Genomic DNA, 22,041 nt, shown 5'->3' with positions numbered 1-22,041 from the left:
CGATACTCCTCTCCCCGGGCTACAAAGCTGACGAAGAGGAGGGCTAACAGAAGTGTTTTTACTGTATTTTTCATGTGTCGATACGTATAGTTTGCCTGCAAAGCTAGACGTTTCCCTTGGTATCGGTGTGTATTATCTGACGGTTTTGGTGTATTTTTTGTTCTTTGTAATCGGTGGGCGTCATGCCGAACTGCTGCTTGAAGCATTTGCTGAAGTAGCGCGAGTCGTTGATACCCACCATGTAGGAGATCTGCGTCATGCTGTACTCGCCGGTCTCGATGAGCTGGGCGGCGCGTTTGATGCGTATCTCGCGGATAAACTCGATGGGCGCCAAGCCGGTGAGCGCCTTCAGCTTCTTGAAGAAGACGGAGCGGCTGACGGCTAATTCCTTCACGAGGTCTTCCACCACCAGGTTGCCGTTGTCCATGTTGGCCTCCATCAGCTCCATGAGCTTGTTGATGAACTTGCGGTCGTTGGGTGATACCTCTGCCTCCTTGAGGGACTGCTCGATCTGTCGCTCGCTGACTTGCGTGAGGCTGGAGCGCGAGAGCTCCTGCAGCTTCTTATGTTGCGCCATGAGGTTGTCTACCCTGGCTTTCAGGTAGACGGAGCTGAAGGGCTTGGTGATGTAATCATTGGCGCCATATTCCAGGCCTTCCAACTTGTCTTCGATGGCAGACTTCGCCGTCAGGAGGATGATCGGAATGTGGCTGGTGGTGAGGTTATCGCGGAGCTCCTTGGTCAGGGCGATGCCGTCTTTCTCGGGCATCATCACATCGCTTATGATGATGTCGGGCACGTAAGCGAGTGCCTTTTCCAAGCCCTCCTGCCCGTTGCGCGCCTCCACGATACGGAAAGCGGAGTCGAAGATGCTGCGGAGGAAGAAGCGCAATTCGTCGTTGTCCTCTACCAGGAGCATCAACTCGCTATTGTAGTCTTCGTCTTCCTTGTCGGCAGTGGGAAGGATGGTTGATGGAGAGGCAGAGGCGGCCTGCTCCGGCTGTGTCGTGAGGGTGTAGTCTTCTACGATGAACTCTACCTCTTCGCCGAAATGCTCCTTGCCCTTGGGGAAAGAGAGGATGAAGGAGCTGCCCTCGCCCAGCTTGGTGTCGACAGAGATGGTAGCCTTGTGGAGCTCGACCAATTCCTTTACCAGCGAGAGGCCAATGCCCGAGCTCGCCTGATTGAAGAGGTTCTTGTCTACCAGATTCTCGAAGCGCACGAAGAGCGACTCCTTTTTGCTTTCCGAGATGCCGATGCCCTGATCCTGCACGCCGATGAGAATGTTCTGCTCGTTCTCGTGGATGTAGACCTTAATCATCTTGCCTACGGGAGTATATTTGAAGGCATTGGAGAGGAGGTTGAAGACGATCTTCTCCAACTTGTCGGCATCCGCCCAGAGGAAAAGGCCCTTCTTCTCCGGCTCGAAGAGGAAGTCTATCTCGTGCTCGCGCGCCAGGGTGTCGAAGTTGCTCATGATGGTGTGGATAAAGGGCGTTAGCTCGATGCGCTGCACCTTCATCTTCATCTTGCGGTTTTGTATCTTGCGGAAGTCGAGGATCTGGTTCACCAGGCGGAGCATCCTGTCGGTGTTGCGCTCTACCAATACCAGCTGATTGCGGGTGTCGTCGGACAGGCTGGTATCCTTCAGCACATTTTCCACCGGCCCGGCGATCAGGGTGAGGGGCGTGCGGAGCTCGTGCGAGATGTTGGTGAAGAAGCGGAGCTTGATATCCGAGATCTGCTGCTCTACCGACACCTCGTGCTTGAGGCGATAGATGGTAAAGAGGATGTAGACCGCCACGAAGATAATCCCCAGGATGCCCAATACATAGAGGAAGTAAGCCAGCGGCGTCTCCCAGAAGGAAGGCAGGATGGTGATGTCGAGCGAGCGGGTGTTGTCCATCCATACGCCGTCGCTGTTGGTGGATTTCACCTGGAAAACGTACCGGCCCTTCGGCAGGTTGGTGTAGGTGGCAAAGCGCTGCTTGTCAACGTACGTCCACTCGTCGTCGAAGTTCTCCAGGCGGTAGGCGTACTGGATATTCTCGGGCGCTTTCATATCGAGGGCGGCGTACTGAATCGTCAGGATGTTGTCCTTGTGGGACAGCTCCAGCTGCCCGGTATTGTCGAGGATGCGCTTGAGGATCTTCTGCTCGCCGGGGCGAACGTCTTCGTTGCGGATCAGGAGGTTGTTCAGCGTGATGGGTGGCACGTAGCTGCTCTTCACGATATACTGGGGCATGAACTCCACCAGGCCGTTGCTGGTGCCGAAGCAGATCAGTCCGTCCGATTTCCGGAGGGTGGAGCCTTCGTTGAATCCGGCGCGGATGTCCAGGTACTTGTCGTAGTAGATCTCGCCCGACTTGCGGTTGGGGTCGAACTTGCAGATGCCGTTCTCGGTGCTCACCCACAGGTAGCCTTCGCGGTCTTCGCTGAGGCAGAAGAGCAGGTTGCTGGGTAGGCCGTTGTCGGTGGTATAGGTGGCAAACTGAGCTTCGCCCTTGTCGCTCAGCGAGAGTAACTCGTTCAGCCCGCCGCCGAAGGTCGCAAAGTATAACTCGTCGCGGCTGGTGCTCTCGATCCAGTAGACGTCGTTGTTGCTGAGGCTGTTTTTGTCGTCTAGCACGCGCTTGTATTGGTAGAAGCGGATGTCGCCGGGATCGCTGAAGTCTCCCCTGAAGGAGACGGCACCCGAGGTAGTCCCCACCCAGATGTTCCCCTTTTGGTCGGAAGTGACGAAGCGTGCGCGGTAGCACTCCTCGATGGGGTAACCCTTCAGATGGTTCAGATGATTGATGAAGCGGACGCTGCCGTCTGCCTGCTCCTCGATATAGTTCAGTCCGCCTCCGAAGGTGGCCACCCAGATGCGTCCTTGCGCGTCTTCGTGGGCGCTGAAGACATTGTTGTCGCTCAGGCTGTAGAGGTCGGCAGGGTCGGAGAGGTAGGTAGTTACCTGAAAATGGCCGTTCGTCTCCGTGAGGCAGGAGATACCGTCGCCTTTGGTAGCTATCCAGATGCGGCCGCGCGTGTCTTGCATGATGTCGTAGGCCACGCCTTTGAAGTCGGGCCCGTCCATAGAGATGGTGCCCTTGTCGGTAAGGAAGCCCATGAAGCGGCGGTTGACATCATAGATCCGCAGCTTGCCGTCGCGCGAGCCCATCCACATCCGTCCCCGGCTGTCTTCAAAGAGGGAGCGGATATTGTTCGTCAGCGATTCGTAGCTGAGCGGTTGAGGAGGAATCAGGGTGAAGCGCTTTGGCAGAAAGGAAATTTTCTCCAATCCTTTGGAGTGGGTGCACATCCAGAGGTTGCCCTGGCTATCCGACATGACGGCGTGCAATTTGTTGGAGAAGCGCCAGTCGCTGCTGCCCGGCTCGTTGAAGAAGGGGCGCAGGCAGTCGTTCTCGCGGTCGTAAAGGGAGAATCCCCCGTCGAAGGGGTGTACCCAGAGGTTGTTGTTGATATCTTCGTGAATGAAGAACTTGGGCTGCGAACGATAGGCTCCCGCCTCTTCGCTGAATACGATTTCTTGTTTCACCTTCCGGGTGAAGGGGTTGAAGTGGGTGACGCCCTTGGCATCGGCCAGGTCGAACCATGCCTCCTGCTTGCGGTCGATGTAGACCGAAAGTATCTTGTTGCCGGGCAGTGAGGGGGTATTCTGCCGGTTGTAATGCACCGTCTGCCCGCTGGGGAGGTGGTAGGTAAAGAAGCCGTCCTCGCGCGTGGCGATCAGGATGTCTTGCTCACCAAAGGGATTGATGGAGATAATGTCGGAGGCGGTATTGACCTCTACCAGGCGGAAGTTCTTCTGCTGCTTGTTGTATAGCCAGATGCGTCCTTTGCCGGAGCCGAAGCAGATGTCGTGTGCCGTTTCGGTGGCGCAGTAGAAGGACTGCTTCAGGCGGTTGCTGCCCGTTTGGCTGTCGGCAAAGTAAAGGACGGGCGAAACAGAGTCATGCTCCAGCATGGCCAGTCCGTTGTCGGTCAGCAACCACTCGTAAGAGAGGCTGTCTTGGTAGACTTGGTAGACGTTCATGGAGGGGATCAGCCCGCTCTTCAGGGAGTACACGATGGTCTTCAGTTGGTAGGTTTCCTCGTCGGTAATGACGCGGATGGCGCCTTCCTGCTCGGTGAGTAACCATACGCAGCCGTCGGGAAGGGTGTGGATAGAGGCTACGGATATCTGGCTCTCCTTGCCGTCGGCGGGCACTTGCTCGAAGGTTTCCGTATCGGGATTGAAGCGGTGCGCACGGCTGTCGTACGATTGCACCCAGATGAAGCCGTACTTGTCTTCGTACAGATAGTCGATGCGATTGTTTGCCAGGCCAACGGAATTGTTCTCGCCCGCTTTGTAGGATTTGAAGGTATAGCCGTCGAACTTATTGATGCCGTCCCAACTGGCAAACCACATATAGCCTTTGTGATCTTCCAATATGGACATGACGGAGTTTTGTGCCAGTCCGTCGGCAGACGAATAGTGGGTGAATGAGTAACTCCATTGCGCATACAGATGCACAAGGGTCAACGTCATCAGGGTAGCGATCAGTAGTTTCCTCATTTGGTTCTTCAGGGCTATTAACGTACAATAATACGAAAAATAAATGAAGAATGCAGATTGAAATATGAAGAATCTTACTGACCGCTTCCTGTACTTTTAGTCTAAGGTAGTACACATGGGGCTGGATACTCCGTCGAGGATGACCAGCACCTCATCGTCTTTCAGCACCGTTACCGGGCCGTCTCTTTCACCCTCGAAGGGCACCAGGAAGTAGGCAGTCTCCTTGAAGGGTGCCAGCACCAGTCCGATCACCTTCGGATCGTCTTCGTCGTCAGACATCATGAACTCGATGATGGGGAAATCGCGCACCTCATCGCGTTCACTGAGCATCCGCACTACGCCACCCAGTGCCGTGGGGGGCATCAGCCTGTTGAAGATGTTGGGATGCTGCGCCCGGAGGCTCATTTTGAGTCCGCCCATTGTCTCTTCTTCGTAGGTAACCTGCTCGGCTATCTCCAGGTGTACCGGGCCGGGGGGGTCAGGCGGAGCAGGCGGGTTGAAATCGTCCGGAATTTCCTTGCCCGAGCGAAGCGTGTGCCGCGCCAGGTTGTCGGATGCTGTGGACAGGTAGGCATTGATTACGTCGATGAAATTCCCGGTGATGGTAACCAGTTCCGAGTCGGGCGTTACCATCAGCGTGTTTTCGTGGCTCACCACCAGGGCGTCTGCCACAGCGCTGAAGGAGAGGTCTACGGCGCGGCGTGCCTCGGCCATTTTCCGCTGCTCGATGATTTTCAATGCCTGTGCCCGCGTACGATAGAGGGACTTCACCCGATTGTTCTGCGTTTCCAGTATCACCAGCTCGGCTTCCAGGCCAAGCTCTTGAATGGCTTCGGCATAACGCGGCTTCCTCAGGTCGATCAGTAGCTTGGTAATCAGTGCCGAGTTCTTGGTGTAGGCTTCCTCGCCGGCGCCTTTGTAGGTTTCCAGCCGCTTTTGCAAGAGGATGCCTGCCGCCTTTTTGGCTTCTATACGGCTGAAGGCGTAGTAGTCGGCGGTGCGTTTCACTTGCTGAAAGCTCTCGTCGCGCAGGGCATCGGCTTCGGCGATTTCCTCGGTGGCGGGTTGCCGCATGCTTTGATTAAATTCGTCTATTTCGATCTGAAAGTCGGCAGCATATACCGTCCATTTAGCTGTAAAGCCGGGAATCAAGGCATGTTTTGTAGTTCCATACTCGATGATGGCCTCGTGGGTGTCAAAGTGTTCGGCATTGGTCAGGTCGCCGAGCAATCCCATGTGAGCAATTACTTTTTTCATACGATAGGTAATTTAGATCGGAGGTTATTAGAAGTAGGTAATCTTATAGTCTACCGTTTTTTCCACCTTGCGATGGCCTTTGCGGTATTCCGTAGGAGAGATGCCTTTCATCCTTCGGAAGAAGGAGTAGAAGACCGAACCGTTGCTGAACCCTAGCTTTTTGGCTATCTCTTTGATAGACATCATGCTGTGTAGCAACATCCATTGCGCGTCGTACGACACCAGATAGTCTTTGAAGGAAGCTGCCGTGTAGTCGGTAAAGCTCTTCATGGTGTTGTTTAATTCATCCAGCGTAAGGCCCATACTCTGGGCGAAATAGCGTAGATGATCGTGACGACGTGCACGCACTTGTTCGCCATAATTGTCTATCACCTCATTGCCCGAAGGCTTCAGGGGGGTGAAATCATTTACGGGAGGCGTCCAAATGTCATCGAGCGAGATTTTTTTGATTGTGCTCATAGATAATTGAGTTTTATTTCTAGTACTTAGTAATTCATCCTTAGAGGATTGCAGCAAGATAAAGAATTGAGAATAAATAATATCTTAAAAGTTGTTATTTTATGTTTTGGGTATTATCTTTTTCAAAAACAATACTCGATTCGGGTTTTGAGTATCATTTAAATGTTAAAACGATACTCGATTTGGGTTTTGAGTATCGTTTCAGTGTTGAAACGATACACTGGCGCGCGCCGATGTATCGTTTCGTTTACCAAACAATACTCAGATGCGGTTTTGAGTATCGTTTTAACATTTAGGTGATACTCAAGTGGCGGCTCGGGTATTGTTTTAACATTTAGGTAATACTCAAGTGGCGGTTTGAGTATTGTTTGAACCTCCGCGCAATACTTCGGTGCGCGCTCGGGTATTATTGCAATATCAGGGTTTCGGGGTCTTTTTGGGGATTCCATCCGTCTTCTCCTGCCAGGATATGCTCTATGGTGTATAGGCTGATGTCTTTCAGCTGGGAAGAGAAGGGGGCTCGGGCGGCGGGGTTGGCTCCCTCTCCGCTGCTTTCGTATTCGGCATAGAAGATGGTTTGCTCGGCCTCTTTTTTGTTCCAGTTGTGCCAGCCTTCGGGCAGGATGTGTGCGCCAAGGTGGCAACGGATGAAGACGGCTTTGGCGAAGGGTCGCCAGGGTCGCGAGAGGTACACACGGTCTACTCCCTCCTTGGCTGTCATCCGGCAGTCGAGGAATACGTATCCGTAGGCCCGTCCTTCGGGAGTGGAGGGGGCGGTGAGGTATCCCTTGGTGAGGCTGTGGATGGTGCAATGGTTGAAGACGGCGGTAGAGGAGCCGAAGATAAAGTCTACGGTGCCTTCGATGTAGCAGTCTTCATAGTATTGACGACTTTGTTTGCCATAGGTGTAGAGGGTATCCTGAAAACCCAGGAAGCGGCAGCGGCGGAAGACCGTGCGGTCGCCGGCTACAAACATGGCAACGGCCTGCCCTACGGGGCCCGAGGTGTTCTGGAAGGTGATGTTCTCGGCATAGAGATTGTCACCATAGAAGTAGCAGGTGGAAGAGCCGGAGGTGGACTTCTCTTCACCAAAGATGTTCTTCTTCTGGGCGTAGTCGTCGAAGAGGATGACGGTTCCGCTCTCTCCGATCAGCGATACGTTGATTTTGCTTTCGGGGATGATTAGTTTCTCCTTGTAGCTATCCTTGCGTAGGAGGATGCGTGTGCGTCCGTTCTTGCGGTAGTCGGGCACGGCGTTGATGGCCTCTTGTATGGTGAAGAAGTCGCCCGAGCCGTCTTTCGCCACCACAAAATCGTACTGCCTGACATAGGGCTTCAGGGCGGGGAGGGTGTTTTGCAACTCACTCACGGCAAGGGAGGCAATGGCTTTGGCTCCTTTGACATTCAAGTGGGTATTGTCTTCCTTTCCTTCGGGACAGCAGGCCAGGGTGTGCGGCTCTATCCATACGAAGTAGTCTCTGGAGGCGCTGTCGCCCAGCGTTTGTATCCACTGGTGCGATAGGCTGTTGAGGTCTACAAGGGGTACTTTCTGTTCGGCGGCTACCTTCCGTACGGCCAGGGTGTAGGCGGTGTGTGTATCGGTGAGCTCGCCCGTTTCGGTAAAATGCCTCCGCACGATGGGCGTGAAGAGCACGGGGATGGCTCCACGGGATCGGGCGTCGCTCACGAAGCGCCGGAGGTTGGCATCGTAGGTAGAGCCGGGATCGGTGTGGCGGGCTTCGTCTTCCTTCTGGTCATTGTGCCCAAACTGTATGAACACGTAGTTGCCGGACTGTAGGCGTGAGAGTACCTCGTCCCACCGTCCTTCGCTGATGAAGCTCTTGGTGCTGCGGCCGTTGACGGCATGGTTGCAGATAGTAACCTCTTCGGAGAAGAAGCCTGGCAAGAGCTGCCCCCACCCCCTTTCGGGATTGCCTCCCGTAAGCGCCTTGTTCGCCATAGTGGAATCCCCGATCATAAAGATCGTAACGCGCCCCGCCTCCTCCGCCCTAAAAGCCAGAAGCGCCAGCAAACAGATGCCTATTGTAATTAGTTTCTTATTCATATGTCGATATTATATTTATAGATAATAGCATTCAACCGGAACGGTTGTAATCTTGGTAGCCCGTTGCTTTAGCTTCGGGGTAACGGGATAGGTACATCACCCTATATCCTATGCGTGCCGAAGGTACGCTATATTAATAGTTTGTCAATGATCGTCAAGATAGCGTACCTTCGGCACGCACAATGGGGGTGGTTATCCGTTATCCCGATGCTAAAGCAACGGGCTACCAAGATTACAACCGTTCCGGTTGAACCATAGCAACGGGCTACCGAGATTAACAACCGTTCCGGTTGAATCGCTTTGATACATCCAATAAGGAAGCCCAAAAATATTTTGGGCTTCCTGCATGCATCATTAGTGATTAGATAACCTTAAAGACTAATAACCCGGATTCTGATCAGCTTCTGTGAGCGCGTCGTTCAGGTCTATCGCGTCTTGTGGAATGGGGCGATAGAGTTTCTGACCGATTGGATCGGCATTGGATTTGCTGAGAACTGTCAGGTAATCGTAGTTATATTTGTAATACATTGTTTTTAGCATCTGGGTGCGACGTAACTCGGGCCAGCGTCCGCAGTATTGTCCGAGGAGTTCCTTGCCTGTTTCCTTGAGGTAGGTTTCCAGGGCTGCCTCTTTCGAGGTGGGCAATGAGATGGAGAGCGTGCCTCCATCTTTTGCATTGCCCGGGCGTGCCAGCACCTTGTTGATGTAAGTCTCTGCTTCGTTATAGTTTCCTTCGGCAATGCAAGCCTCGGCGTAGAGGAACATGGTTTCCGAAAGGGTGGCGAGTACGACGTCGCGGTAGCTCTGACGCTGGTGGAAGGTAACGAGCTTGCCGAGGTCGAACTTCTTGATTACCGGCTGACAGTAGTCGCTGATGTATCCGCTCCGCCAGTAGGTTTCATTGGCTACCTGCGTGGCTTTGCTTTCGATAAACGGATAGACGCGCAGGTAGTTGACGCCTGTAGAGCTTTGCGCGTTCTTGATGATTACGTCTTCGAAGCCTGGACACCATTTGCTAACGAATTCGGCAACGCCTTCGCGCAGTTTGCCTTCGTCGGTAAGGGATACTTCCTGGAATACGCCTTTGGCCGTGTCGTCGCCGGTGAGTGCCTTGTAGTCGTTGAACATTTCTTCGGCTTTATCCTTGTCCCATACGCGGGGGTAGATGGCTGTCACGGAGTTCACGGCGGGGTCGGCCTTGCCTTGGTAGTAGTCGTAGTAGTGCTCCCAAATGGTGAGCATGAAAGTGGCTTCGTAACGGGCATCGTTTTTGCCGAACCATGAGTGAGCTGCCCACGAGGGGTATAGCTGCGTGGTCATGTACTTGTGCCCTCTTTCGGAGCCTCCCAGATAGGGGCCGAAGAGTGATTCCTGGTCGTTACCCTTTTCGTTGGTAGCGATTGAGTTGGCATCGTACTGTATGGCGAAGATTACCTCGTCGTTGTTTTCATTGTCGGGGCTCCATAGCTCTTCCATGGTGTACTTCAGATTGCCCCGGGTGTTGATGACTTGTGCTGCGTATTTCTTTGCTTCGGCGAAATCGCTTGCGTTGTTCAAGTCCCAGCCGCGTGTAAGATGGGCTTTTGCCAGATAATGGTTTACGATGTCTTTGCAGATAGAGCCGTCTTTGCTTGTTTGAGGGATACCTCCGCTCAAGGCACTCTGGAACTTCTCTATTACATATTTATAGGACTCTTCCAAGGAGGAACGAGGGATTTCGATACGGGGAGACTGTGTGAACTCATCGTTGATAACGATTCCTCCGAACTGCTCAACCAAGAGGAAGTGAACGAACCCTTTGATAAAGTCGTACTCTGCCTTGTAGAGGCTTCTGTTGGCGTCGGTCAATGGCGCGATGTCGAGGTAGTACTCGGCTGCGTTGACTGCCTGTATGATGGTGTATGCGTTCTTGTAGAATGTCTTTACATCGCCATCGTTCTTATAGAGGTGTTCGTAGGTATAGATACCGTGGTCGTATACGTTACGAGGCATTTGATAGAGGTCTGTCCCTGCCAGGAAGAGATAGGGCTTTTCTTCATACAGCAGTCTTAAATTGCTGTATGCGTTGATGCGTAGGGTTTCGTATCCTTCTACGGTGCTGTACAAATCTTCGTTTGTGATACCGGCTTTGTTTTCTTCGTCCAGGAACCCGCTACAGTTGGTAAAGAGGATGATGGACGTTAATAATGCTATTATTCTTTTCATGATGATCTGATTTAAAATTTCAAGTTAACACCCACCTGATATGTCACAGAAGAAGGACCGTTACCGTTTGCAAGTGTAGTAGTGGCAAATTCAGGATCCCATCCGATATAGTCGGTGAAGGTAAACGGATTCAATACATTGAAATATATACGTGCCTGTGTAAGGTGAGCCTTACTGATGAGCGTGCGCGGCAAGGAATAGCCTACCGTGATATTGCGTACCTTTACAAAGGAGGTTTTCTGATAGCGTCCGTTGTTGCCGTAGTACTGTCCGGTCATTCCGTGTACGGGGTATTTGGCATTGGCATTCTCGGTAGAGGTTCCCATGTTTGCCCAAGGCTGTCCGTCTTCGTCGATGGTGAAGTTCGACCAGTCGTAGCGGGGGACACCTGCCGGAACGTAGTAGTCGAAGTTTACTTTCTTACGTCCACGGTCGCTGGTGGCTGCTCCCACGAACTCGGCAGAGAAGTAATCGCTTACCAACATCCCTTGACGGGTGAAGATATTGAATGAAAAGTCGAAGTCGCGGAATCGTAGGTATGAAGTAAGGCTTCCTGTCCACTTCGGATCAACCTGTCCGAGGATGGTACGGTCGTATGTGTCGATCTTGTCGTTACCTTCTTCGCCATCGCGATAGCTCAACCAGTTTGTGTTCACTACCTTGGCGTATCCCGGTTGGGTGGCTGCCATATTTTTGCGTTGGTCGGCGCTCATGGATTCCCATTCTGCCTGGCTGTATACACCATTTACTTTGTAATCGAATATTACATTGATGGGCTTTCCGATGAATCGGGATTCACCTACCACGTCATCTTTCTTTCCGTAGAGGCTTCGGATGGCGTTTTTGTTGTGTGCGAAGGTGAAGGATGTTCTCCATTCCCAGTCTTTCGAGCGAACGTTTACTGTGTTCAATGCTACCTCGACGCCTCGGTTGTTGACGGATCCGATATTGTCGGTCATGCTTTCAACTCCGGACTCGATGGCTAGCATGCGCTTCATCAAGAGGTGGTCGGACAGCTTGTCGTAGAAGTCAATCGATCCGTTGATGCGTCCGCCGAAGATACCAAAGTCGATACCTGCGTTCCACTCGCGTGTTTTCTCCCATGTGAGGTTCGGATTGACAGGAGTCCCTGTTCCGAAACCGGAGAGTACGGAGCCGTCGAAGTCGTAATAGATGTTGGTGCTGGTGTTGGGAGTCATCTGGGTGCCGTAGGCGTTTACTCCGTTGTTGTTACCGGAGTAACCGAAGCTCACGCGCGCCTTCAGGTTATCAAGCCAGTTGATGTCCTTCATGAAATCTTCTTCCGAAAGACGCCATGCAACAGCTGCCGATGGGAAGGCTGCCCATTTATCCGCTAATTTGGAGCTACCGTCGTAACGAACGGTTCCTGTAACCATATACTTACCTGCGTAGTCGTAGTTGGCACGTGCTGCGTATGAGATCATGGTGCTTTGTGAGTATTCACTACTTGAGTTACCCATTACCATGGTGCCATTGAATACATTGTACCATAAGGACACGTAGGGATAGTTGTTGGAGTTCACTCTCAACAGTTCTGTTTGTGTCTTGTAAACAGAGTGGATCAATGTAACGTTCAGGTTATGTAATTCGTTAAAGGTTTTCATGTAGGTGGCCACGTTGTCCCATGTCCAGGAGAAGCGTTCGCGCGGTTCGGTTTGTCCTATATCTTGTGAACGGTCCGCTGTCTTCGGACGATACCAGCCTTCTCTGCGGTAATTAAGGTCGGGAGAGAATGTCGTTTTCAGTATTAAACCGTCCATCGGTTTCAGTTCGGCAAAGAAACTGGCTAGTACGTCGAAGCGGCGGGTTTCGTCTGAGCTGTTTTCGATCTCAAGCAAGGGATTGCCTGAAGAGGTAAAGTTACCTGATCCTTTGATATTGGCTGCAATACCCGGCTGACGGATCAATTCGCCTTCTTCGTCGTAGGCACTGAAGAACGGTTGCATACGCAAGAGGTCGCGATAGCCGTTTTCGGAACCATCGTTGGTGATGGTGTGCGAAAGTGTGAAGTTGGCTCCTGTGCTGAAGTACTTGCTCGCCTTGTGATTGATAGATCCTCTGAGGACGTAGCGCTTCATCTCTTCATTGATGAAGTTACCTTCTTCGTTCTGGAAACCAAGTCCGAGGCTGTAGTTGATATCGCTACTGCTTCCAGCCAGCGTGATGTAATGATTCTGCTGTGAACCGTCTTGTGTTCCCAGATCCAACCAATCCACATAGTTTTCATTGTACAGGTATGAATTGATGTTTGTGGAATTCTGAAGGATGGCGCGCTTGTCGGCATCTTTCAGGATGTACTTGCTTCCGTCCCAGCTATAGTAGCGAGAGGTACGGTAGTCGATGTTTTCGCGTCCGTCCATGAAGTCGGGAACACGGGCGATCTTGCGAACGCCGTAATATCCGTCATAGGATATATTCAGCTTGGAGGTAGTGGAGGAGGCATTCTTTGTCTGCACAATTACGACCCCGTTTGATCCGCGTGATCCGTAGATAGCGGTAGAGGAAGCATCCTTCAGGATGTCTATCTTCTCGATATCGGCCGGGTTCAGGAAGTCGATGTCATCTTTCACTATGCCATCTACTACGTATAGAGGGTTTCCTGCGTTCAAGGAGTTCTGCCCACGAATCTGGATAGAGAAACTGGATCCCGGACGCGCTGAGTTCGTAGAGATATCAACCCCCGGAGTAGATCCCTGAAGGGCGCTCATTACCGAAGAGGTACCAATAGAGGAGATACGCTCGGACGATACGCTGGAGATAGCTCCTGTAAGGTCACTTTTCTTTTGTACCCCGTACCCAACAATCACAACTTCTTCCAGTGACTGTGTGTCTTCTTTCAGTAATACATTAATAACTGAATTATTTCCTGCCGGTAGCTCTTGCGTGAGGTAACCGATATAGGAAATCACTAATGTTGCATTGGCAGGAACGTCTGATATGGCATAATTTCCATCAAAATCAGTAATGGTACCGTTGGTTGTACCCTTAACCAATACATTCACCCCAATCATGGGTTCTCCGGTTGTAGCATCAGTGATGACACCTGTAACCTGGCGTCCCTGAGCAAAAGCAACCACACTAATCATACACAAGAAGAATGCAAGGATTCCTTTGTGCCATTCTTTAACTCTCATTTTTCTATTCATGGTAAATAGATTTAATTAACATTTTGTCGATTTGCTGCAAATGTATAAGGTATAAATCGGGCCGATGTGAAAAGATTGTTCATTTGTGTGAAAAAATTGGTATAAACCAAAAAATCGATATGAAAAACCAATATGTCACACTCGAAGAAATACATTATAAATATACTTGCAGAATAAAAGCAAGTAGTAACATTATTAGGGGTGTAACATGGAAACACGAAAGATTATTTTCTTTATTGCTGGTTTATTCGTCTTTGCATATACCGGTTTCGCAAACATTTATGAAAAATATATGACAGGGGTACCTTTTCAGATGGAGAGTCCGGAATGTCCTGTTTTTCCTGATCGCACAGTATCGATAGAAGCCTTCGGAGCCAAGGGCGACGGAATCACCGATAACACCGAAGCGATACAAAAAGCCATCAGGGAAACATCGGAAAAGGGAGGCGGGAAAGTTGTTATCCCTGCCGGGATATGGAAAACCGGGCCCATTTATCTATCAAGCAATATTAATCTGCATGCCGAAGAGAACGCCTTGGTTATCTTCGATCCGGATCATAAACGATACCCTATTATTGAAACTTCTTTCGAGGGACTGAATACCCGCCGCTCTACCTCTCCTATCTATGCAAAGGGTGAGCAGAATATCGCCATTACAGGCAAAGGTGTTTTCGACGGCTCGGGCGATGCCTGGAGATTTGTGAAGAAAGGGAAATTACCCGAAAGTCAATGGCGCTCATTGGTTGCCTCCGGAGGTATCATTGATGAAGATGGCGGCACCTGGTATCCGAGCGAGGAATCCAAGAGGGGGCACGATATCAGTGACTCATTCAATAATCCTGAGAACCTGTCGACAGATGCCGAGTGGGAAGCGATTCATCATTGGCTGCGTCCTGTGATGGTTAGTTTTGTAAGATGTACCAACGTTTTGATGGAAGGGGTTACTTTCCGCAATTCTCCGGCCTGGTGTCTGCATCCGCTATCTTGCGAAAATGTAATTATCGACGGGCTGAATGTATTTAATCCCTGGTACTCTCAAAATGGGGACGGACTCGACCTCGAATCCTGCAACCGGGCGTTGATTATAAACAATCTGTTTGATGTGGGCGATGATGCGATCTGCATTAAGTCGGGCAAAGACAAAGACGGCAGAGATAGAAATGAGGCTTGCCGTAATGTAATTATCAAAAATAATACCGTACTTCACGGGCATGGAGGATTTGTAGTAGGAAGCGAAATGTCGGGAGGTGTTAATAATATATATGTAGCGGATTGCATGTTCCTCGGAACAGATGTAGGACTCCGTTTTAAAAGTACAAGAGGACGCGGAGGCATTGTAGAGAATATCTGGATAGAGAATATCAACATGATTAATATTCCCACCGAGCCTTTGCTATTTGACCTCTACTACAGTGGGAAGTCAGCGATGGAAGATCTGGAGGAAGGCCGCAGCATCAACAACAGCATTCCACCCGTAACTGAGGAAACTCCCTCCTTCCGCAATATTCACATCAAGAATGTCTGTTGCGATGGAGCGCGTCGTGCGATGTTCTTCAATGGGCTGCCGGAAATGAAAATCAAGCATATCTCGGTAGAAAATGTGACTATCACTTCCAAGATCGGAGCTGAGTTATCACAAGCCGAAGGGGTAAGCCTGAAAAACGTTCGCATCTACCCGGAGAAAGGGCCGAAGATCTCGCTAAAACATTCGAGCAATGTAACCATCGACGGGAAAACAATCCCCAACACCAACAGCAAAGCATTTAATATTAACAACTAAGATATCACCATGAAAGCATTAAACAAAGATACAGCCAATAAGGCTTCTTATCCTGAACGTATTATTCAGTTTGGGGAAGGTAACTTCCTGCGCGCATTTGCCGACTGGATGATTCAGGTGATGAACGATAAAACAGACTTCAATAGCAGTGTTGTTGTCGTACAGCCTATAGAGAACGGTATGATTGATATGCTCAATGAGCAAGATTGCCTCTACCACGTAAATCTGCAAGGATTAGAGAAAGGCGAAAAGGTAAACAGCCTGACGAAGGTAGACGTAATCAGCCGCGCTTTGAATCCTTATGCTGATTTCGAGGCTTACCTGAAACTGGCTGAGCAACCGGAGATGCGCTTTGTAATCTCCAATACTACCGAAGCGGGTATCACGTTCGACCCGTCTTGCAAGGCAGATGATGCTCCGGCGTCCTCCTATCCCGGCAAGCTTACTCAGTTGCTCTATCACCGATATAAAACATTCAACGGAGATAAAAATAAAGGACTCATCATCTTTCCCTGCGAGTTGATCTTCCTCAATGGGCACAAGCTCAAGGAAACCATCTATCAGTATATCGAGCTATGGGCGCTTGGTGATGACTTCAAGACCTGGTTTACAGAGGCATGCGGTGTGTACGCCACACTCGTAGACAGGATTGTCCCAGGATTCCCCCGCAAGGAGATCGACACTATCAAGGAAAAGTTGGGCTATAACGACAACCTGGTTGTCCAGGCAGAGGTATTCCATCTGTGGGTCATTGAGGCTCCGCAATCGGTAGCCAAGGAGTTTCCGGCAGACCGGGCAGGACTCAACGTATTGTTCGTTCCTAGCGAAGAGCCGTATCATCAGCGAAAAGTAACCTTGCTGAACGGCCCTCACACCGTATTAGCACCTGTCTCATACCTTTCGGGAGTAGACATTGTGCGTGATGCCTGTCAGCATGAGGTGTTGGATAGATATATCCACAAGGTGATGTTCGACGAACTGTTGGAAACACTGGATCTTCCTAAGGATGAGCTTGTCCGCTTCGCTAATGACGTATTGGAACGCTTCAACAATCCTTTTGTCGATCATTCGGTAGTGTCTATCATGCTCAACTCCTTCCCCAAATATGAAACCCGTGATCTTCCGGGCCTGAAGATATATCTCCAACGTAAAGGGGAACTTCCGAAGGGCCTGGTTTTGGGACTTGCTGCGATTATCACCTATTATAAAGGTGGCACGCGTACCGATGGCGCGAAATGCGAACCCAACGATGCCGCCGAGATCATGCAATTGCTGAAAGATCTCTGGGCTACGGGCTCCACCCGCAAGGTGGCGGAAGGGGTTCTGGCAGCCGCTTCTATCTGGGGAGAGGATCTGAACCTGGTTCCCGGCCTCACCGATATGCTTGAACTATATCTACAGCAAATTCAGGACAAGGGAATGCTCCAAGTTGTAAAAGAAATTATCTGATGCTTAAGTACATTCACATCAATCCGGCTGACAATGTAGCCGTAGCAGTAGAAGACCTTCCCTCTGGAGAGTTGCTTCACATCAGCGGGAAGACAATCGTCTTAAAGCAAGACATTCCTGCCGGACATAAGATCGCCTTGCAGGACTTCCGATCCGGTCAGAACATCATCAAGTATGGCGACCCTATCGGACATGCCCTCCAACCCATTGCCATGGGAGAATGGGTGAACGAAACAAACATCAAGACCAACCTAGAGGGACTACAAGAGTATAGTTTTCATCCACAGCCTACTCCGTCTTTACCGGCAAAGGAGAATATCACCTTTAAAGGCTATCGGCGTGAGAATGGCGATGTGGGTATCCGTAACGAAATCTGGATTGTTCCGACCGTAGGTTGTGTGAACGGCATTACGCAGCAGTTGGCCGATATGCTCCGCAGGGAGACGCAAGGCGTCGGCATAGATGCCATAGTGGCTTATCCCCACAATTACGGCTGCTCTCAGTTGGGAGATGACCACGAGAACACCCGCAAGATACTGAAAGACCTGGTGCTCCACCCAAACGCGGGAGGTGTATTGGTGGTAGGCTTGGGTTGCGAGAACAACCAGATCGGAGCTTTCCGCGAATTCCTCGGAGAGAACCTCAACACGCAGCGCATTCGCTTCATGGAAACCCAAAAGGTAGACGACGAGCTGGAAACCGGTATGCAAATACTCCGTGAGTTATACGACATTGCAATAAAAGATACCCGCACGGACATTCCGATAGGAGAATTGCGGGTCGGCCTGAAGTGCGGAGGCTCCGACGGCTTCTCCGGCATCACGGCCAACCCTCTGCTGGGTGTGTTCTCCGACTTTCTGGTGGCACAGGGAGGTACTACCGTCCTTACGGAGGTGCCCGAGATGTTCGGTGCGGAAACAATCCTCATGAACAGGAGCGAATCGGAGGCCGTTTTCAATAAAACCGTCCGTTTGATTAATGACTTCAAGTCCTACTTCATCGAGAACAAGCAGCCAATATACGAGAACCCCTCGCCGGGCAATAAAGCGGGTGGGATTTCCACCCTCGAGGAGAAATCCCTGGGCTGCACACAGAAGGCCGGAAGTGCCATCGTCAGGGACGTACTCTCCTACGGCGAATGTTTAAGTACAAGAGGCCTCAACCTGCTCAGCGCACCGGGGAACGACCTGGTTGCCAGCACTGCGCTTGCTTCGGCAGGCTGCCATGTCGTGCTCTTCACCACGGGGAGAGGTACACCTTTCGGGACCTTTGTCCCCACCGTTAAGATATCCACCAACAGCCACCTGTTTATCCGCAAGCCGGGATGGATTGACTTCAACGCCGGGACATTGCTAGAAGGTGAGAGCATGGAGTCGTTGCACAAACGCTTCGTCCGCTTTATCCTCGATATGGCAAACGGTGCTCCAACCAATAATGAGAAGAACAACTACAGGGAAATCGCCATCTTCAAGACCGGCGTAACACTTTAATACTAACAACATGAATATATCAACAAGCTCTCAACAGAAAATGACCAACTATCGTTGGACCATCTGCGCCATGCTTTTCTTTGCTACTACCATCAACTACATGGACAGGCAGGTATTATCGCTCACGTGGATGGATTTTATAGCCCCCGAGTTTCACTGGACCAATACGCACTACGGGTACATTACCACTTTCTTCTCCGGATTCTATGCCCTTTGCATGTTGTTTGCCGGAAGGTTTGTCGATTGGCTCGATACCAAGAAGGGGTTCCTCTGGGCGATTGGTGTATGGTCGCTCGGTGCCTGTTTGCATGCCTTTTGCGGAATAGCAACCTCGGGTATTACCACCGGCAACTGGGCGGTAGGCTTTGAAGGTGCGCGTGACGCCATTGCTACCGTGGGCGACGTTGGCAAAGTGATTAATGTCAGCGTGATGCTCTTCATTTTCTCTCGTTTGGTACTTGCTTTGGGCGAGGCGGGTAACTTTCCGGCAGCTATTAAGGCTACGGCCGAGTATTTCCCCAAAAAAGACCGGGGTTTTGCCACCAGTATCTTCAATGCTGGGGCACAGATCGGCGCTTTACTGGCTCCCCTTACCATTCCGGTGATCGCCAAGCTGTATGGATGGGAAATGGCCTTCATTATTATCGGCGCGCTGGGATTTGTATGGATGGGTTTCTGGGTGTTTGTCTACAAGAAGCCTGAAGCAAACTCCAAGGTGAACGCGGCTGAGCTCGCCTACATTCAGCAAGATGAAACATCTCACAATAATACTGAGGAAAAAGTAGAACAAGCTCAACATCGCAAACTGTCTTTTCTCGAATGCTTTGGTTTTAAACAGACGTGGGCCTTTGCCTTTGGCAAATTCATGACAGACGGTGTCTGGTGGTTCTATTTGTTCTGGGCTCCGGCTTATCTGAGTTCGGTTTATAACATGCCGTCGTCCGATCCAAAAGCACAGGCTGCGATCTTTGTCTTGTATGGCATCACCATGCTGTCTCTTATAGGCGGTTGGCTACCTACTTACTTCGTTGATAAGAAAGGAATGAATCCTTATGCCGGACGCATGAAGGCGATGCTTATTTTTGCCTTCTTCCCCTTGCTGGCGCTCTTTGCTCAGCCTTTGGGACATATCTCGTACTGGGTACCGGTAGTCATCATAGGTATTGCAGGAGCTGCCCACCAGGCCTGGTCGGCCAACATATTCTCTACCATTGGCGACATGTTCCCCAAATCAGCCATAGCCACTATCACGGGCATCGGCGGGATGGCAGGAGGTATCGGCTCTATGCTGATTAACTACAGCTCGGGCAAACTCTTCGACTATTCCATCCAGAGCAACATGTCATTCATGGGCTTCGAGGGTATAGAAGCCGGTTACTTCATCATCTTCTCCGTCTGCGCGGTTGCTTACCTGATAGGCTGGTGCGTGATGAAGCTACTCGTCCCCAAATACAAACCGATAAGTATTTAATAGTTTAGTGTATTTCTACAAAAGCCCCCTGATTCGGTCGTCAAAGGCAGTCAGGGCGGCTTTTGCTCCTTCGCCCATGGCAATAATGATCTGCTTATAGGCTACAGTGCCCACGTCGCCGGCTGCATAGATACCCGGAACGCTCGTCCGGCAATGAGTGTCTATCTCAATCTCGCCAATGCGGTTTGTTTTCACCAAATCCTTAAAGACAGTACTGTTGGCTGTCAGTCCAATCTGCACGAATACACCATCAAGATCTACTACTCTTTCTTCCTCCGTAGCACGGTCTTTCACCCTGAGGCCTATTACCTTTTCGCCATTGCCGATTACTTCCGTAGTTTGGGCATTTACGTGTATAGAAATGTTGCCCAGACTTCTTGCTTTGTCCTGCAAGACTCCGTCTGCCTTTAATTCTTCCATAAATTCAAACACGGTCACCTTGGAACAGATGCCTGCCAGGTCGATGGCTGCCTCGATACCCGAGTTACCACCGCCAATTACTGCCACATGCTTACCCTTATAGAAAGGACCATCACAATGCGGACAATAGGCTACTCCTCTTCCGGTGTATTCGGTCTCGCCGGGGATGTTCAGCTTACGCCAGCTGGCTCCGGTAGCGATGATTAAGGCAAGGGTAGTGAATACTTCGCCTCCTTTCAGGCTGATTTTCTTCTTGCTTTCCAGCAATTCTACCTTCTCCACGGTACGGTGTTCCAGGATATCGATAGGGTAATCCTGCATATGGGCTTTCAGATCGGCTGCCAGTTGCTCGCCTGTTGTCAAAGGTGTAGAAATCAGGTTTTCAATGCCTACCGTTTCCTTTACCTGCCCCCCTACTCTTTCGGCAAGGACAGCTACTTTCAGTCCCTTACGAGCTGAGTAAATGGCAGATGAGGCTCCGGCCGGTCCACCGCCTATGACAATTACATCGTATTCTCTCACAGGAGCTTCTGCAGTTGATCTGTCTGAGCCATATTTGCTCTCCAGCTTTGACAGCAACTCGCCTAGATCACCACGACCTACGTGAATTAGTTCGCCATCAGCATATACAGTAGGAACAGCCTGTATTCCGAGGCGCTTTACCTCGTCTTCATTCAGCCCACCGTCTACCATCTCGTGCGAGATAACTGGGTTGACTATAGCTATCACATTGAGCGCCTGCACCACATCGGGACAGTTTGTACACGTCAGTGAGATGTAGCTGGTCAGGTGTATCGAACCTTTCAGCGCTTTAATCCGGCCTTCCACAAAGGCATCGGGAAGGTTCTTGCCCTTCCCGTCGCTGTTCAATATAGCCAATAGTAGTGAGGAGAACTCATGTCCGCCGGGGATTCCACGGAATGTAATACCCGTTGGTTCCTCGTTTTTCAGCAGCGAGAAGGTAAGAGCTTCTCCTACTTGCACGCGGAAGTCAATCTTATCGGAGGTAGAGGCCACATCCGCCAGAAAAGCCAACAGCTCCTCTCTCGACTCATGCTCCGCCGCCACATAAGCATCCAACACATACGTTTCATGCAAATCAGCGAATATGCTTCGTAGCTGATCCTTGATTGAACTGTCTAACATCAGATCTTGCCTACTAAATCGATACTGGGCTTAAGCGTCTCCTGGCCTTTTTGCCATTTAGCGGGACAAACCTCACCGTCATGGGAAGCCACGAACTGAGCTGCTTCTATTTTGCGCACCAACTCGTCGGCATTACGGCCTATGGAGTTGTCTTGTATCTCTACCAGTTTAACTACTCCTTCCGGATTCAATACGAAGGTACCGCGATAAGCCATTCCGTCTTCTTCAATCATCACGCCGAAGCCACGACTCAGTACTCCTGTGGTGTCAGCCAGCATGGGGAACTTAATCTTGCGGATACTGTCTGATTGCTCATGCCATTGCTTGTGCACAAAGTGAGAATCGGTACTTACCGAATACACTTCTACGCCCAACGTCTGTAAATAATCATATTTATCAGCCAGGTCGGCCAGCTCTGTGGGGCAAACGAAAGTGAAATCGGCCGGATAGAAGAAGAAAACGGCCCACTTGCCCAGTACGTCTTTGTTTGTTATAGTTTTGAATGTGCCATTGTGATAGGCCTGCACTTTAAATTCAGGGAGGATAGCATTAATCATTGATTCCATAATGT

12 protein-coding genes are annotated in these 22,041 nt (G+C 50.7%); 4 read left to right on the top strand and 8 right to left on the bottom strand.

Annotation, left to right across the window (positions count from 1 at the left end; genetic code table 11):
• Positions 1–103: 103 nt before the first annotated feature.
• From M2470_RS02275 to M2470_RS02250, 6 genes are all read right to left on the bottom strand, one after another.
• A complete protein-coding gene (locus M2470_RS02275) occupies positions 104–4,561 on the bottom strand; it encodes a two-component regulator propeller domain-containing protein (RefSeq protein ID WP_280743588.1) in 4,458 nt (1,485 codons plus the stop codon).
• A 96-nt stretch (positions 4,562–4,657) separates the two neighbouring features.
• Positions 4,658–5,818, bottom strand: a complete 1,161-nt coding sequence (locus tag M2470_RS02270; RefSeq protein ID WP_280743589.1) for a DUF6261 family protein — start codon at positions 5,816–5,818, stop codon at positions 4,658–4,660.
• 27 nt (positions 5,819–5,845) lie between these two features.
• Positions 5,846–6,277 (bottom strand): helix-turn-helix domain-containing protein, encoded by a 432-nt coding sequence (locus tag M2470_RS02265; RefSeq protein WP_280743590.1) that lies wholly within the window; start codon positions 6,275–6,277, stop codon positions 5,846–5,848.
• Positions 6,278–6,683: 406 nt separating this feature from the next.
• The gene (locus tag M2470_RS02260) at positions 6,684–8,342 is read right to left on the bottom strand and encodes a pectinesterase family protein (RefSeq protein ID WP_280743591.1); all 1,659 of its coding nucleotides are present in this window, start codon (positions 8,340–8,342) and stop codon (positions 6,684–6,686) included.
• Positions 8,343–8,720: 378 nt separating this feature from the next.
• On the bottom strand, positions 8,721–10,547 hold the full coding sequence (locus M2470_RS02255; protein WP_280743592.1) for a RagB/SusD family nutrient uptake outer membrane protein: 1,827 nt from the start codon (positions 10,545–10,547) through the stop codon (positions 8,721–8,723).
• 11 nt (positions 10,548–10,558) lie between these two features.
• Positions 10,559–13,714, bottom strand: coding sequence for a TonB-dependent receptor (locus M2470_RS02250; protein ID WP_280743593.1), 3,156 nt, complete (start codon positions 13,712–13,714; stop codon positions 10,559–10,561).
• Between the two features lie 208 nt (positions 13,715–13,922).
• Here M2470_RS02250 and M2470_RS02245 point away from each other — a divergent pair, with 208 nt between their 5' ends.
• The 4 genes from M2470_RS02245 to M2470_RS02230 are packed head-to-tail and all read left to right on the top strand — an operon-like array spanning position 13,923 to position 19,904.
• Positions 13,923–15,494 carry a glycoside hydrolase family 28 protein gene (locus M2470_RS02245; protein ID WP_280743594.1) on the top strand — a complete coding sequence of 524 codons (1,572 nt, stop codon included), beginning with the start codon at positions 13,923–13,925 and terminating at the stop codon, positions 15,492–15,494.
• Positions 15,495–15,503: 9 nt separating this feature from the next.
• The gene (locus M2470_RS02240) at positions 15,504–16,943 is read left to right on the top strand and encodes a tagaturonate reductase (protein WP_280743595.1); all 1,440 of its coding nucleotides are present in this window, start codon (positions 15,504–15,506) and stop codon (positions 16,941–16,943) included.
• Positions 16,940–18,433, top strand: a complete 1,494-nt coding sequence (locus M2470_RS02235; RefSeq protein ID WP_280743665.1) for an altronate dehydratase family protein — start codon at positions 16,940–16,942, stop codon at positions 18,431–18,433. Before M2470_RS02240 ends, M2470_RS02235 begins: the two co-directional genes overlap by 4 nt.
• A gap of 10 nt (positions 18,434–18,443) precedes the next feature.
• Positions 18,444–19,904, top strand: a complete 1,461-nt coding sequence (locus M2470_RS02230; RefSeq protein WP_280743596.1) for an MFS transporter — start codon at positions 18,444–18,446, stop codon at positions 19,902–19,904.
• A gap of 15 nt (positions 19,905–19,919) precedes the next feature.
• On the opposite strand, the gene ahpF is transcribed toward M2470_RS02230, so the two are convergent.
• Together ahpF and ahpC are read right to left on the bottom strand one after the other, a co-directional pair.
• Entirely contained in the window at positions 19,920–21,470 is a 1,551-nt protein-coding gene (gene ahpF / locus M2470_RS02225) for an alkyl hydroperoxide reductase subunit F (protein ID WP_280743597.1), read from the bottom strand.
• Positions 21,470–22,036 (bottom strand): alkyl hydroperoxide reductase subunit C, encoded by a 567-nt coding sequence (ahpC, locus tag M2470_RS02220; protein ID WP_280743598.1) that lies wholly within the window; start codon positions 22,034–22,036, stop codon positions 21,470–21,472. The genes ahpF and ahpC overlap by 1 nt, the downstream gene beginning before the upstream one ends.
• Positions 22,037–22,041 lie beyond the last annotated feature (5 nt).

The organism is Parabacteroides sp. PH5-46, from assembly GCF_029892785.1.
Lineage (GTDB): Bacteria > Bacteroidota > Bacteroidia > Bacteroidales > Tannerellaceae > DFXE01.
This window is presented reverse-complemented; position numbering and strand designations above follow the sequence as displayed.